This window comes from Streptomyces platensis (assembly GCF_008704855.1).
GTDB classification, from domain to species: Bacteria; Actinomycetota; Actinomycetes; order Streptomycetales; family Streptomycetaceae; genus Streptomyces; species Streptomyces platensis.
Genome location: NZ_CP023691.1, coordinates 387,521 through 399,943, shown reverse-complemented (window position 1 = coordinate 399,943; position 12,423 = coordinate 387,521). Strand labels below are relative to the sequence as shown.

The following is a 12,423-nucleotide window of genomic DNA, read 5'->3' as shown; positions in this document are numbered from 1 at the left end:
CCTTCGAGCAGCCCGGGCCCTGGCCGCCGACCGGTGGAAGCGTGCCCGGGCGAGGGATCGCTACAGGGCGGTCATGGCCCTGTAGCCCGGCAACTCATGCTAACTGCCCATATACCACAGGAAAGTTACTGACGGGCGGCACCTGGCAAGTCGTCGTTCAGCTCCTCTGCCGGCCGACCCTGCCCGCCCAGAGAGGTCCGACCCGCCCTCTCCGGTGGGAAGGTAAGTGGTGTCGGCCCGGAGGACGTTTTCACATATCCGGATGCTTCGTCGCCACCTGGTAGTACCCCGAGTGGAACACCAGAGGGGTGCCGCCGTCGGCCTCGTACTGTTCGACCTCGCCGAGGAAGATGATGTGGTCGCCGGCGTCGAGGCGTTGGACGGTGCGGCATTGGAAGCGGGCGACCGCGCCGTCCAGGAGGGGTGTGCCGGCGATGCCGGGGGTGGTGGGGGTCCCGCGGAACTTGTCGTCGGCCGGGGTGGCGAACTGGCGGGAGAGGTGGTGCTGGTCGGCGGCCAGTATGTGGACGGCGAAGTGCGAGGCGTCGGTGAAGTCCGGGAGGCTCGGGCTGTTTTTGCCCGGGCACCACAGCACGAGGGGCGGGTTCAACGAGACGGAGGTGAAGGAGTTCGCGGTCATGCCGACGTTGCGGCCGTCGGGGGCGCGGGCCGTCACCACCGTCACGCCGGTGGCGTACTGGCCCAGCGCGCGGCGAAGTTCGCGGCCGTCGAAGCGGGCGGCGTGCTGGGCGCGCTTCTCGGCGAGGAAGCGGTGTGCTTCGGCTTCCTCGAACCACCAGCGGTAGAGGGTGCGCGGGTCGTCGAATCCGGCGGCGAGGGCGTCGGCGACAGAGGGGGTTTCGGCCGCCGCTGTCAGAAGGTCACGGTGGTGGGGACTCAGGTCGGTCAGGAGGGAGTTGGTCCAGCCGACGGCCCATTGGGCCCAGCCGCGCCAGAAGTGGTCGAAGGTGCGCTGCATCCACTGCGGGGTGAATTCGGCGGTGCCGTGGCGGAGGATGCTGTCGAGGTAGTGGGTCGCGGCCTGGGCCGCGTTGTTCGCGCCCTGGCCGGTGATCGGATCGTTGAGGACGACGGCGTCGGCCATGCCGAGGACATGCCGGCCGGAGGCCAGGCGGGCGACGGGGTGCCGGACGGTCGGAGTGAGCCTGCCGCGCAACACGCCGCCGCTGTCGGTGAGCCGGGCGTGCCGATGGCGCTCGTATTCGTCGGGGAAGAACCGGTGCAGGATCTCCAGTGAGCGGGTGAGGTGGCCTTCAGGCGTGCGGATGTCGTCCCAGCAGTCCATCGGGCCGCCGGGGACGCCTTCGAAGACCATGATGTCGCAGGGTCCGGTGGTGGTGAGGGCCGGGAAGGAGAAGTATTCGCCGACGCCGGGGACCATGCGGTAGTGGAGGGCGCCCGCCTCCTCCCGCGGTGCCGCTCCCGTGACATACGTCAGAGCCAGCGCACGGCGCGGCCGGTCGTACGGGGAGAGTTCGGAGTTGCATGGGAAGAGTTGGCTCAGCTCGCCCTTGCCCGTGGAGACCACGACGAGATCGTGCGTACGGGCGTACCATTCGAGGTCGTTGACACCCGCCTCGTGCAGCACGACCTCGCCGCGACCGCCATCCGCGAACTGCTCGATCCAGGCGGCACACTTGACCCGCTGGTCGACGGAGTGGGCAGGGCCCTCCAACGTCGCGCGCCAGGAGACGTCCGGAGTGCCGTGCGGACCGATGAGAGAGAACGCGATGCCGGAGATGTCCGGGGCCTGGTCCTCCCAGTGGTGCAGGCCGAGTTCGCGCTCGCTCTGGAGCGCGGTGTCGAACATGCACTGACTGGACATGACCGGCCCGCGACGTATCTCGTCGGGTTCACGGTCGGCGACCAAGGTGACGTCATAGCCGTGCGCCTGGAGTCCCAGGGCGAGTTGGGCACCCGCCTGCCCGGCTCCGACCACCGCGATCCTTCTCATGTCCTGCTGTCCTGCTCTCGATTCGTATCTATCACTGACGTCATATCAGTAGTGGTGAGCCCGCCTTGCCGGTCGTTCAGGCGCCGACCTCGGTCAGATAGTTCTTCGCGGCGACCGGGTCCATGAACCAGCGGAACAAGTCGCGCGGGTCATCGAAGCCGTTGACGAAGCGGGCGGCGATACGGGAGTTGGCGCTCGCCGCGCCGAAGAGCTCCAGGACGTGCTGGGGCGGGGCGCCGAGCATCGCGTTGGTCCAGGTCGTGGCAGCCTCCGCGGTGTCCCAGAAGCGGCCGAAGGCCAGCTCCATGAACGCGGCGTCGTACGGGCGCTCGCCGTGGTCCAGGATGGTGGAGAGGTAGGAGGCCGCGCACTTCGAGGCGTTGTTGGACCCCTGGCCGGTGATCGGGTCGTTGAGGACGACGACGTCGGCGAGGCCGAGCACCTGCGCGCCGGAGGGCAGCGTGGCGACGGGCTTGCGGACGGTCGGCGCGAAGCGGCCCGCGAGGGTGCCGTTCCCGTCGGTGAGCGTGACATCGGTGCAGCGCTCGGCCTCCCACGGAACGTACGTCCGCAGCAGCTCCTGGAACTTCGCCAGCTGCTCGTGGGGGGTGAGCCCGTCGAAGCAGTCGAGCGGGCCACCCGGGATGCCCTCGAAGAACATGATGTCGCAGGGGCCGCTGGTGGTGAGGCTGGGCATGGTGAAGTACTCACCCACACCGGGGATGACGTTGAAGCTGACGCCGGGGCGGTCGGGCAGCGCTGCCATGCCGGTGACGTACGCCAGGGCCAGCGCGCGCTGCGGAGCGTCGTACGGGGAACGCATGGCGTCCCGCTCGAACAGCCCCGCGATCTCGCCCTTGCCGGCCGCGACGATCACCAGGTCGGACTCGGCGGCGTAGCGCTCCAGGTCCTCGATGCCGGCCTCGCAGAGTTCCAGACGGCCGCCGCGGCGCGCGAACTCACCCATCCAGAGTGGCATTTTGACGCGCTGGTCGATGGAGCGGGCGGTGGCATCGAGGCGGGCGTCGAAGGAGAGCGCCCGGCCGCCCTGGCCGTCGGCGATGCTCGCGCCGAGACCGGCAATCGACGGGCAGGCGTCGCCCCAGAAGTCGAGGCCGAGGTTGCGCTCGTGGGCGAGCGCGGTGCCGAACATGGCCTGGCTCGACATGACCCGCCCCTCGCGGATCTGGTCTCCGGTGCGGTTGGACACGATGGTGACGTCAAAACCGTGGTCGATCAGGCCGATGCCGAGCTGGAGACCTGCCTGGCCGGCTCCGACGATGGTGATCTTGCGCATGAGGGGGTTCTCCGGGGGTTGGGGTGTGCGTTTTTGAGCGGTGCCGTGCAGTGCCGTGCGGTGTCGTGCTCTGTGGAAGCGTTTCGGCACGTGGCGGCGCTAACGGATGGGTGTGGCGGTTGTGTGGAATGCGGCTGCCCGCCGGAGGGGGGTCTGGCGGGCAGCCGCGGGAGGCCGGGTCACCCGTAGGGCCGGGGGATGGGCCCGGGGTAACCCGGCCGGCTAGAGGGGCCCGGCCGAATCGGCCCGGCACTCCCTGCATTGTTGATTCCCAGGATTCTCTCGGGTCCGCGGCGGTCAGGGGGCAATCTTGGTATGGCAAGATCACCTTCGCTATCCGGATCACGCGGATTGCTGTCCCGATCGCGCATCTCGGCGGTGGAGGTTTACATGCCCGCTGAAAAGTCCCCCCTCGCAAATCACCAGCTGTTCCATACAGCGGACATTTGGGAGGCGCGGGCCGAGGTCGGCCGTGCCTTCTGTCCGCATGACCTGCGCATCACGCGGCGCTCGGCGACGCTCGACGCCCGGCTGCACGGCGCACCCTTCGATCGGACAGGTCTCTATTACCTCGATTACGGAACGGAAGTCCGGATTACACCGGGCGATCTGGAGAGCTTTTTCCTCGTCCAGATACCGCTCGCCGGTTACGCCGAAATCGCCTGCGGCCGCGAGGAGATCATTTCCTCCCCGGAACTTGCTTCTGTCCCCTCGCCGACCGGAAAGTTGGACATGCGCTGGGGTGACGGCAATCCGCAGCTGATCGTGTGGTTCGACCGATCATCGCTGGAATCGCACCTGGGCAGTCTGCTCGGCCGCACCGTGCGCCGCCCGATCTTCTTCTCGCTCGGCATGAACCTCACGACACCGGGCTCCCGCTCCTGGCTCAACATCGTCGACCTCATGCGCCGGGAGGCGGAGGGACCTGGTGGGATGACAAGCCAGCCCCTGGTGACAAAACAGCTTGAATCACTCCTCATGACCCAGCTGTTGATGGCCCAGCCCAACAACTACACGTCGGCCCTGCTCGGCGAGCAGCCGCGCGTCGCACCGCCCGCGGTCCGCCGCGCCATGGAGGTCATCGAGGGACACGCCGCCGAGCCGCTCACGGTCGCGGAGATCGCGGAATGCGTGGGCGTCGGCGTACGGGCCCTTCAGGAGGGATTCCGCCGGCACCTCGACACCACACCGCTCGCGTACCTGCGCGAGGTCCGCCTGGACCGCGTACGCAAGGAACTCCTGGCCTCCGACCCGGGTGCCGCGACCGTCACCGCCGTCGCCTCCCGCTGGGGCTTCCTGCACCCGGGCCGTTTCTCCGTCGCGTACCGCCAACAGTTCGGGGAATCGCCTTCGGAGACGTTGCGGTCATAGGAGAAAATCGGGCTTTCGACCGTCCTGTCGATCAGCGGGGGCGGCGGGCAGGACCCCAGGCAGCATGAAATCCGGGAGCCGGGCGAACGCCGACTCCTTTCGTTCCGGCGCACTCGCTGACCTGGTGGTCACGGCGTCAAGTCGAGAAATTCCCAATGCGCTCGGGGTTGTGCGCCGCTGAGCCATTTCCCGCAGTTCTGCAGGACCGTGGGGCTTGAGGTGATGTGCTGGGTACCTGTGCCGAGATCACGCAGAAACCGGTCGATCGGCCCACGCCGGATCGCCGCCGTCCCCGCCCACCGGTGCACCGTCTGACCCACGTCCTGCACCGTCCACGTCGCGTGGTTGAGCGCCAGCCTGAGCAGAGTGTTCTGCTCGGTACTCGTCAACTCGCCCGCATTGAGGGTGCCTTCGATACCTCGCCATACCTCCATCGCCCACGCCCGTGCCGAACGAAGCTTGGCTTCGGCGGTCGCGTACTCCGCGTGGAACTGCGCGGTGTCGACGGCGGCGTTACGTGTGCCGGATTTTGCCGCGGCGACCAACTTCAGCTCATCGAGCAGCCGCCGCCCGACACCGAATGCCCAACCGGTGTGTCCGATAGCGGACATGTTGACCAATCCGAGGTGGTAGATCGCGCCGCCGTTGGCGGGGTGCGTCGTCGTGGCGACATACGTGTGCGTCGCGGGGACAAACTCATGGGCGCAGTGGTAATCAATACTGTGCGTCGCACGCAGCCCGAGCACATCCCAGTTGTCGACGAGTTCCACCTGCGACTTCGGCATCGCCAGCACCCTGAGCTCCCCGGTGCCCTCGACCTGGATCGCACTGTGGATATGGGTGGCGTGCGCCATGCCGGAGGCGAACTGCCAACTGCCGCTCACCAGATAGCCACCCTCCACCGGGACGGCCCGACCGGGACGGGTGCCGTGACCGGCCAGCAACGCGTGGTCCCCACCCGCGACATCCGGGAACAAGTCGGCCGCCGCAACGGCATCGAGATAGGCCGCAGTGGTGCCGGTCATCAATTGCAGCGCCATCATCGTCCAACCGGCCGCGGAATCGTGGTAACTGATCCGCTCGACTGTCTCTATCAGTTGGCGTGGGGAGAACTCGTAGCCGCCGAGGCTCTGCGGCAGTGCGGCCCCCACGACCCCAGCACCCAGCAATGCCCGCGCGACGTCCTCGGTGAGTCTGCCGAGCTCCTCGGCCGCGTCCGCGTCCGCCTCAAGCACCCCGCCAAGTGCGTCAATCCGCTCCAGCATCGCGGGAAATTCCGGGCTGACATGCAATCCGATCGAGACCGCCATGAATGGTTGCTCCTCGCTGTCAGTATTGAGCCAGCGTCACCATAAGGGAGGAACCGCACCGTTCCTCGACCTGGCCAAGGGAACGGAACGGGCACCGGACCCGCCGTGGGATAGGGAAGCAGGAACGGGTGGAAACTGGTTGATGCAAGGGCGAGTTGACGGGCGGCCCCTCGGAACGGACTCGAGGCCAGGGCGTGGCACAGGAGGCACCGTTATGCGTATCCCCGGCCCCGAGCACCAGGAGGACGGCGGGCTGAGCGCCGTTGCGGCCGCGGGTGGGCTGCACCGGTACCAGTTACGCCTGCACGAGGCGTACGGGCCCGTCGTGCGCTTCCAACTGCCAGGCGCGGCAACGGCCGTGTCGGTCGCCGATCCCGTGCTTCTGGAGGCCACGGCGCACCTCGACACGCGGCCCGAGAAGCTGTTCGCGTTCCTGGACCCGCTGTGTGAGGCAGGAAACCTGCAAGTGCTACCCGCCGACGAGCACACCCCCTGGCGCCGACTACTGCTCTCGGTGCTCGCCGGGCGGCCGGCTCACGAGCGGCACTTCGCGCGCTTCACCGAGCTGGCGCGGGAGCTCGCGGACCGCTGGGCGGGGCAGACCGACGGCGAACCCGTTGAGCTGCAACAGGAGTTGACCGCGCTGTCGCTCCGTATGATCTGCGGGTTCGCGCTCGGCGGCGCGGAAACCGACACGGACCGTGTCGTCGCCGCGTTCGAGGAGGTGCTCACCGAGCACCTCGGGCGGCTCTACCAGGTGCCGCGGGCCGACCCGCGCTCGGCGGAGCGGGCCGAGGTGGCTCTTGCCTATCTGCGCGGGACGGTCGACCGCGTGGTGGCGGCGCACCGCTCGGGCGGCCGCACCGACCGCAGCGACCTGATCGGGGCGCTCGTCGAGGCCGGTCAGAGCCCGGCGCGGGTCCGGGACACCGTGATGGTGACGCTGCTCGCCGCCCACCACACCACCGGCGTCGCCATCTCGTGGACGCTGCACGTGCTGGGCCGCCATCCCGACGCGGCCGATCGCGTCGCCGCCGAACTGGACCAGGTGCTGGGCGAGCGCGCCGCGCCCGATTACGGTGATCTGCGGCGGCTCACATATTTGGACATGGTGCTCAAGGAGTCGATGCGCCTGTTCCCGCCCGGCCCGTACGGCGCACGCGAGACGACCGAGGACCTGGTTCTGGGCCCGTACGAGATCCCGGCCGGGACGACGGTGTTCTATCCGTTCTGGGCGGTGCACCTGAACCCGGAACACTGGCCCGAGCCGGAGCGGTTCGACCCCGAACGGTTCACGCCGCAGGAGGTGGCCAAGCGGCCGAGGCTCGCGTACGTCCCCTTCGGGATCGGGCCACGCAACTGCGAGGGCGCCGCTCTGGCCACGGTCGAGGCCCAGCTCGTCCTGGCCGTCCTCCTCAAGCGCCTGCGCTTTCGGCCCGCGCCGGGGCATGAAGTGACGCCGGTGGAACGGTTCGTGCTCTGGGCACGGGACGGGATCCGGATGATGGTGCGGCCACGGGACCTCTCTGGCGCCTGAGGCACCTGCCCGGTCATCACCGGACATCCTTCCTGCGGGCCCCTGCCCCGTGGATGTACTGGTCGGCCCAGGCGCTGATGATGCGGGCGGCTCGCTGTGCTTGTCCTCGGGCGGTCAGAAAATGGTCCGCTCCTTCGAGTGAGACGAAGCTTCGCGGGTGTCGTGCCTCGCGGAAGATCTCTCCGGCGTTGTCGATGTCGACGGTGTTGTCGGTCGGCGAATGCAGGACGAGCAGCGGCAGGTCCAACTCGCCGATCCGGTCCCGCAGATGAGCACGGCGGACGTCCTCGACGAAGGCACGCTTGAGGACCAGGGTCCTCCCGCCGACGAACCACTCGTGCGACCCGTCACTGAGCACGCGGTCCACGACCGCGTCGTACTGTCGCTCGACGTGGCTGGGATCGACCGGCGCCCCGATCGTGGCGACCGCGCGGACACCGGTGGCCTCGGCCGCCGCGGCGAGGACGGCGGCGCCTCCCCATGAGTGCCCCACCAGCAGGTCTGCCGGAGTTCCTCGCTCCGCCATCATGGCTGCGGCACGGATCGTGTCCTGCACCTTGACGGTGAAGGAACCGTCCCCCCAGTCGCCGTCGGAGTCCCCGATCCCGAGGTTGTCGAAGCGCAGCATGCCGATCCCCTCGCGTGCCAGCTGCTTGCTGACACGCGACGCGGCCGGCGAGCCCTTGCCGAGGGTGAATCCGTGCACGAAGATCCCCCAGCCGCGGATCTCGCCCTCCGGCAGGTCGATCGCACCGGCCAGCTCGGGGCCGACGACGCTGGGGAATCTCACTTTTTCGCTCATGCTGTGATCACCTAGGCAGGGGGCTGTTCGTGGAGCAGGGAAGACAAGAGTGCCACCGGCCGGCGCCACGCGCGCGCTCCGGGCAGGGGAGCGGCGAGCGTGGTGCCGGCCGTGATCGGCACGTCAGGCGGTCGGCTTGTGGTCGGAGGACTGCTCGGAGGACCGATCGGCGGTGAGCAGTGCGGTGATCTCCTCGGCGAGGTGCGGGCCCAGCTCGCCCCAGCCGTCCTTGTAGCCGTAGACGCCGGCCAGGGTGCGGGCCTCGTAGTCGCCGTTCATGATCTCGATGTCCGTGGCCGTGATGAGCGCCGGGTGGGCGACACCGACGGCCGCCGAGACCTTCAGCAGCTCCTTGCGGAGGGTGCGCAGGTAGACGGCGGCCCGGGTGGCCTTCGAGGCCGGGTCGAGGCCGCGGGCCAGCCACGGGCTCTGGGTGGCGATGCCGGTGGGGCACTTGTCGGTGTGGCACTTCTGCGCCTGGATGCAGCCGATCGACAGCATCGCCTCACGGGCCACGTTGATCATGTCGGCACCCAGAGCGAAGGCGACCGCGGCGTTCTCGGGCAGGCCGAGCTTGCCGGAGGCGATGAAGGTCAGGTCGTCGGTCAGCCCCCGCTCGGCGAAGACGCCGTAGACCCGGGAGAAGCCCATCCGGAAGGGCAGCGACACCGAGTCGGAGAAGGTGAGCGGCGCCGCCCCGGTGCCGCCCTCGCCGCCGTCGATGGTCACGAAGTCGACACCACGGTCACCACGCGCCATCAGCGTGGCCAGCTCCTGCCAGAATTCCATCTCTCCCACCGCGCTCTTGATCCCGACCGGCAGGCCGGTCTCGGCGGCGAGCAGTTCGACGAAGTCGAGCATCGAGTCGACGTCGCCGAACGCGGTGTGCCGCGACGGGGAAGCGCAGTCCTCGCCGCGCGGGATGCCGCGGATCTCGGCGATTTCCGGGGTCACCTTCGCGCCCGGCAGCATTCCGCCCAGCCCGGGCTTGGCGCCCTGGGAGAGCTTGATCTCTATCGCCTTGACCGGGGCACCGGCGACCACGTCCTTGAGCTTGTCGATGTTGAAGCTGCCGTCCTCGTTGCGGCAGCCGAAGTAGGACGTACCGATCTGAAGGACGAGATCGCCGCCGTTGCGGTGGTACGGCGAGAGACCGCCCTCGCCCGTGTTGTGCAGGGTGCCCGCCAGCGCCGCGCCCTTGTTGAGCGCCGTGATCGCCGCGCCGGAGAGCGATCCGAAGCTCATCGCCGAGATGTTCACCACGCTCGCCGGCCGGAAGGCCTTGGCGCGCCCGCGCGGCCCGCCCAGCACCTTGGCTGACGGCAGTGGGGCCTGCGGGTCGTGCACGTCGGGCAGCGTGCCGGCGAACGTGCGCTGCTTCAGGTAGGCGTGCCCCTGCGTGTGCTCGACGTCGTTGTCGGTTCCGAACCCGAAGTAGTTGTTCTCCCCCTTCGACGACGCGTAGATCCAGGTGCGCTGGTCGCGGCTGAACGGGCGCTCCTCGTCGTTGGAGGTGACTATGTACTGCCGCAGCTCCGGCCCGATCGTCTCCAGCAGGTACCGGGCGTGCCCGAGCACGGGGAAGTTCCGGAGCAGTGCGTGTTTCTTCTGGACAAGGTCACGAGCGGCCACCAGTGCCAATGCTGTTGCGGTGGCCGTGGCGATGCTCCGGGCGCGCATGAACGTTCCTCTCCTCGATACTCGACTCCATTGCCGTGCAGTGGAGTCGTCGTGCCGGGCGTCGGGCGGCAGGCACGACCCAGCGGGCGTCAGCGTCCGTCAGAGAACGCCAGATGATATTAGGGCCTCGCCCGGCCAGAGGGGCGCGGGTGGGGTGGTCTTCCCAGCGGCGGGTGGTTCAGGCGCGTCGGAACAGGCTGTGCACGGTGACGCTCGCGTACGAACGGGACGGACGAAAGGTGCCCGCCAGGCAAAAGCCCAGCGCAGGCCGGGTCGCAGAAGTAGCCCGGGTCGTCGATGGCGGCGCTGAGCAACCGTTGCGGGAGTGCGGGCGCCCCCGTGCCTCGGGGTGAGGCACGGGGGCGGCCGCTGTCTGTCAGCTGGCGGGGACCAGGTGGAACATCACGCTGTCCGCCGGTACGGAGATGGGGTGCTGGCCCGCAAGGCGCCAGCCGGCCTCTTCGAAGACCGGTCCCCACTCCTCCAGCGTGGGGAGGTAGTCGCCCATCACGGCATGGGCGAATTCGAAGGCCATGCTGAAGACGGGCATCTCGCTGTCCGCGTACGTCGTGGTCCGCGTCGCGTCCGCGAGCAGGAAGTGCTTCAGGTCGGGGAAGACCTCGCGGATGCGCCGCAGGGAGGCGACGGCTTCGGCCCGCGGCCAGAAGTCGTGTCCCATCATGAACGAGGTCAGCAGGTCGACTCCCGCGTACTCGGCGCGCGGTTCGAGCTTTGTGGCGTCGCCCTGGGTGATGCTGATGCGGTCCGAAAGGCCCTCTTCCGCCACCGCGTGGGTGGCGACCTTGATGGCCCCGTCGGCGGCGTCGATGCCGAGCCCGCGCACGCCCGGCCTGGACTTGGCCAGCCGGATCAGCCGCTCGCCGCTGCCGCAGCCCAGGTCGGCGACGTAGGTGAAGTCCAGCCCGTTCACCACCGGCCGGAAGACGGGGTCCCACCACTCGGCGTTGATCTCGCGGCAGGCGACGCTGATCGCCGCCGCGTCACGCCGGTAGAAGGAACCCTCGCGGTTCTCCACCCGGATCAGGTCCGGAAGAGTGTTGAACAGCTCGCCGCAGCCTCGTGTCATCCAGTGAAACAGCGACTTGGACCGGTCCGCCTCGTCGAAGTTCGGGCCGGGGCGGACCTTGACGCCCTCCCGGGTGACGACATCCGCCGCGGCCAGAGCGCGGAACAGCTCGTGCATCGAGGCGACGTCCAGGCCCCGTTCGGCTGCGAACTCCTCGGCGTCCAGGGGACCGGACTCCCGCAGCGCGTCGAAGGCGCCGACCTCCCATGCCGCACTGATCGCCGAAGCTGCCAGGGCGTGGTTGTACACCTCGGATATCGTCGCACCAACCTTGTTCATGCCGCACCCCTTGTCATGTCGTTCACCAAGCTCTTCGGACGCATATCCGTCCATTGCTGTTCGATGTAATCCAGGCAGGTCTGCCGGTCGCTCTTCGGAAGTGCGACCGTCCACCCGTCGGGAATCTCTGCGAATTCCGGCCACAGTGAGTACTGTGCCTCGTGATTCATCAACACCAGGAATGAGCCGTCCGGCTCGTCCAAGGAATTGCTCATATTCGGTTTCCGGTTTCCTGTGTGGGCAGTGGGAGCGGGTGAATTCCTCGCATCACGTGAGTTCCTCGTGCAGCGCATCGGTGATATGCGTGAATACGGCCTGCTCGTGACGGTGGATGAAGAAGTGGTCGTCGTCGACGAGGTGCAGCCGGAAGTCGCCGGTCGTGTGCGCGCGCCAGGTCTCCACCGACCACGTGGGCACCTGCGGATCACGGGTTCCGCACAGCGCCGTGACGGGAACGGCCAGCGGTGTGCGCTGCCGGTTCCGGTAGCTCGCCAGTACGGAGAAGTCGGCGCGGATGCGCGGCAGGCACAGGTCGAGGAGGTCCTCGTCCTCGAACACCTCCTGCGGGGTGCCGTTGAGCCGCCGCACTTCCGCGACGAATTCCTCTCTCGGCAGGTCGTGGATGCGCCAGGCGGGGCGTTCCACATCAGGGGCCGCACAGGCGGACACGGCGAGCAGGTCGGCGGGCCGCCCGGTCAGCTCGTGCAGCCGGTGAGCGAGTTCGTGGGCGAGCAGGCCGCCCATGCTGTGTCCGAAGAGGGCGTAGCGCCCGCCCGTCCACGGAGCCATCGCACGCGCCAGGCGCTCGACGAGGGTGTCGAAGTCGCGCTCCGGCGGCTCGTGGAGCCGGTTCTCCCGCCCCGGCAGCTGCACCGGGACGAACTCCACGCCCGGTACGGCACGCCGACTCCAGGCACGGTAGAGGCCGGCGCCACCGCCCGCGTACGGCAGGCAGAAGACTCGGACGGGCGCTTCGGGATCGGGGACACCGAAGGGGAACAGCACACCCGGTTCATCAACCGTGATGCTCATGTGGTCCTTTCAAGAGTGAACGGCGCTCATTTTCGGCGCGCTCGCCGGGAATA

The 12,423-nt window shown here is 68.6% G+C and carries 10 protein-coding genes; 2 read left to right on the top strand and 8 right to left on the bottom strand.

Annotated elements, in window-relative coordinates; genetic code table 11:
* Positions 1 to 250: 250 nt before the first annotated feature.
* Both CP981_RS01790 and CP981_RS01785 read right to left on the bottom strand, forming a co-directional pair.
* On the bottom strand, positions 251 to 1,975 hold the full coding sequence (locus CP981_RS01790; RefSeq protein WP_085923151.1) for a flavin reductase: 1,725 nt from the start codon (positions 1,973 to 1,975) through the stop codon (positions 251 to 253).
* Between the two features lie 76 nt (positions 1,976 to 2,051).
* Positions 2,052 to 3,272 carry a styrene monooxygenase/indole monooxygenase family protein gene (locus CP981_RS01785; protein ID WP_085923152.1) on the bottom strand — a complete coding sequence of 407 codons (1,221 nt, stop codon included), beginning with the start codon at positions 3,270 to 3,272 and terminating at the stop codon, positions 2,052 to 2,054.
* Between the two features lie 390 nt (positions 3,273 to 3,662).
* On the opposite strand from CP981_RS01785, the gene CP981_RS01780 reads away from it, so the two are divergent.
* A complete protein-coding gene (locus CP981_RS01780) occupies positions 3,663 to 4,643 on the top strand; it encodes an AraC family transcriptional regulator (protein WP_085923153.1) in 981 nt (326 codons plus the stop codon).
* Between the two features lie 128 nt (positions 4,644 to 4,771).
* Here CP981_RS01780 and CP981_RS01775 read toward each other — a convergent pair whose 3' ends face one another.
* Positions 4,772 to 5,953 carry an acyl-CoA dehydrogenase family protein gene (locus CP981_RS01775; RefSeq protein WP_208852879.1) on the bottom strand — a complete coding sequence of 394 codons (1,182 nt, stop codon included), beginning with the start codon at positions 5,951 to 5,953 and terminating at the stop codon, positions 4,772 to 4,774.
* 214 nt (positions 5,954 to 6,167) lie between these two features.
* Here CP981_RS01775 and CP981_RS01770 point away from each other — a divergent pair, with 214 nt between their 5' ends.
* Complete coding sequence (locus CP981_RS01770; RefSeq protein WP_085923154.1) at positions 6,168 to 7,490, top strand: cytochrome P450; 1,323 nt, start codon at positions 6,168 to 6,170, stop codon at positions 7,488 to 7,490.
* A gap of 16 nt (positions 7,491 to 7,506) precedes the next feature.
* On the opposite strand, the gene CP981_RS01765 is transcribed toward CP981_RS01770, so the two are convergent.
* The 5 genes from CP981_RS01765 to CP981_RS01745 form a co-directional block, all read right to left on the bottom strand.
* Complete coding sequence (locus CP981_RS01765; protein WP_085923155.1) at positions 7,507 to 8,292, bottom strand: alpha/beta hydrolase family protein; 786 nt, start codon at positions 8,290 to 8,292, stop codon at positions 7,507 to 7,509.
* A gap of 123 nt (positions 8,293 to 8,415) precedes the next feature.
* Positions 8,416 to 9,972: an FMN-binding glutamate synthase family protein gene (locus CP981_RS01760; protein ID WP_085923156.1), complete on the bottom strand. Its 1,557-nt coding sequence runs from the start codon at positions 9,970 to 9,972 to the stop codon at positions 8,416 to 8,418.
* Between the two features lie 376 nt (positions 9,973 to 10,348).
* The gene (locus CP981_RS01755) at positions 10,349 to 11,338 is read right to left on the bottom strand and encodes a class I SAM-dependent methyltransferase (protein ID WP_085923157.1); all 990 of its coding nucleotides are present in this window, start codon (positions 11,336 to 11,338) and stop codon (positions 10,349 to 10,351) included.
* Positions 11,335 to 11,553 (bottom strand): MbtH family protein, encoded by a 219-nt coding sequence (locus CP981_RS01750; RefSeq protein ID WP_085923158.1) that lies wholly within the window; start codon positions 11,551 to 11,553, stop codon positions 11,335 to 11,337. The genes CP981_RS01755 and CP981_RS01750 overlap by 4 nt, the downstream gene beginning before the upstream one ends.
* Positions 11,554 to 11,605: 52 nt before the next feature.
* Positions 11,606 to 12,370, bottom strand: coding sequence for a thioesterase II family protein (locus tag CP981_RS01745; protein ID WP_085923159.1), 765 nt, complete (start codon positions 12,368 to 12,370; stop codon positions 11,606 to 11,608).
* Between the last annotated feature and the right edge of the window lie 53 nt (positions 12,371 to 12,423).

Coding starts and splice junctions, on each gene's coding strand:
- CP981_RS01790 (WP_085923151.1), bottom strand. CDS start 1,975: ATGAGAAGGATCGCGGTGGTCGGAGCCGGGCAGGCGGGTGCCCAACTC.
- CP981_RS01785 (WP_085923152.1), bottom strand. CDS start 3,272: ATGCGCAAGATCACCATCGTCGGAGCCGGCCAGGCAGGTCTCCAGCTC.
- CP981_RS01780 (WP_085923153.1), top strand. CDS start 3,663: ATGCCCGCTGAAAAGTCCCCCCTCGCAAATCACCAGCTGTTCCATACA.
- CP981_RS01775 (WP_208852879.1), bottom strand. CDS start 5,953: ATGGCGGTCTCGATCGGATTGCATGTCAGCCCGGAATTTCCCGCGATG.
- CP981_RS01770 (WP_085923154.1), top strand. CDS start 6,168: ATGCGTATCCCCGGCCCCGAGCACCAGGAGGACGGCGGGCTGAGCGCC.
- CP981_RS01765 (WP_085923155.1), bottom strand. CDS start 8,292: ATGAGCGAAAAAGTGAGATTCCCCAGCGTCGTCGGCCCCGAGCTGGCC.
- CP981_RS01760 (WP_085923156.1), bottom strand. CDS start 9,972: ATGCGCGCCCGGAGCATCGCCACGGCCACCGCAACAGCATTGGCACTG.
- CP981_RS01755 (WP_085923157.1), bottom strand. CDS start 11,338: ATGAACAAGGTTGGTGCGACGATATCCGAGGTGTACAACCACGCCCTG.
- CP981_RS01750 (WP_085923158.1), bottom strand. CDS start 11,553: ATGAGCAATTCCTTGGACGAGCCGGACGGCTCATTCCTGGTGTTGATG.
- CP981_RS01745 (WP_085923159.1), bottom strand. CDS start 12,370: ATGAGCATCACGGTTGATGAACCGGGTGTGCTGTTCCCCTTCGGTGTC.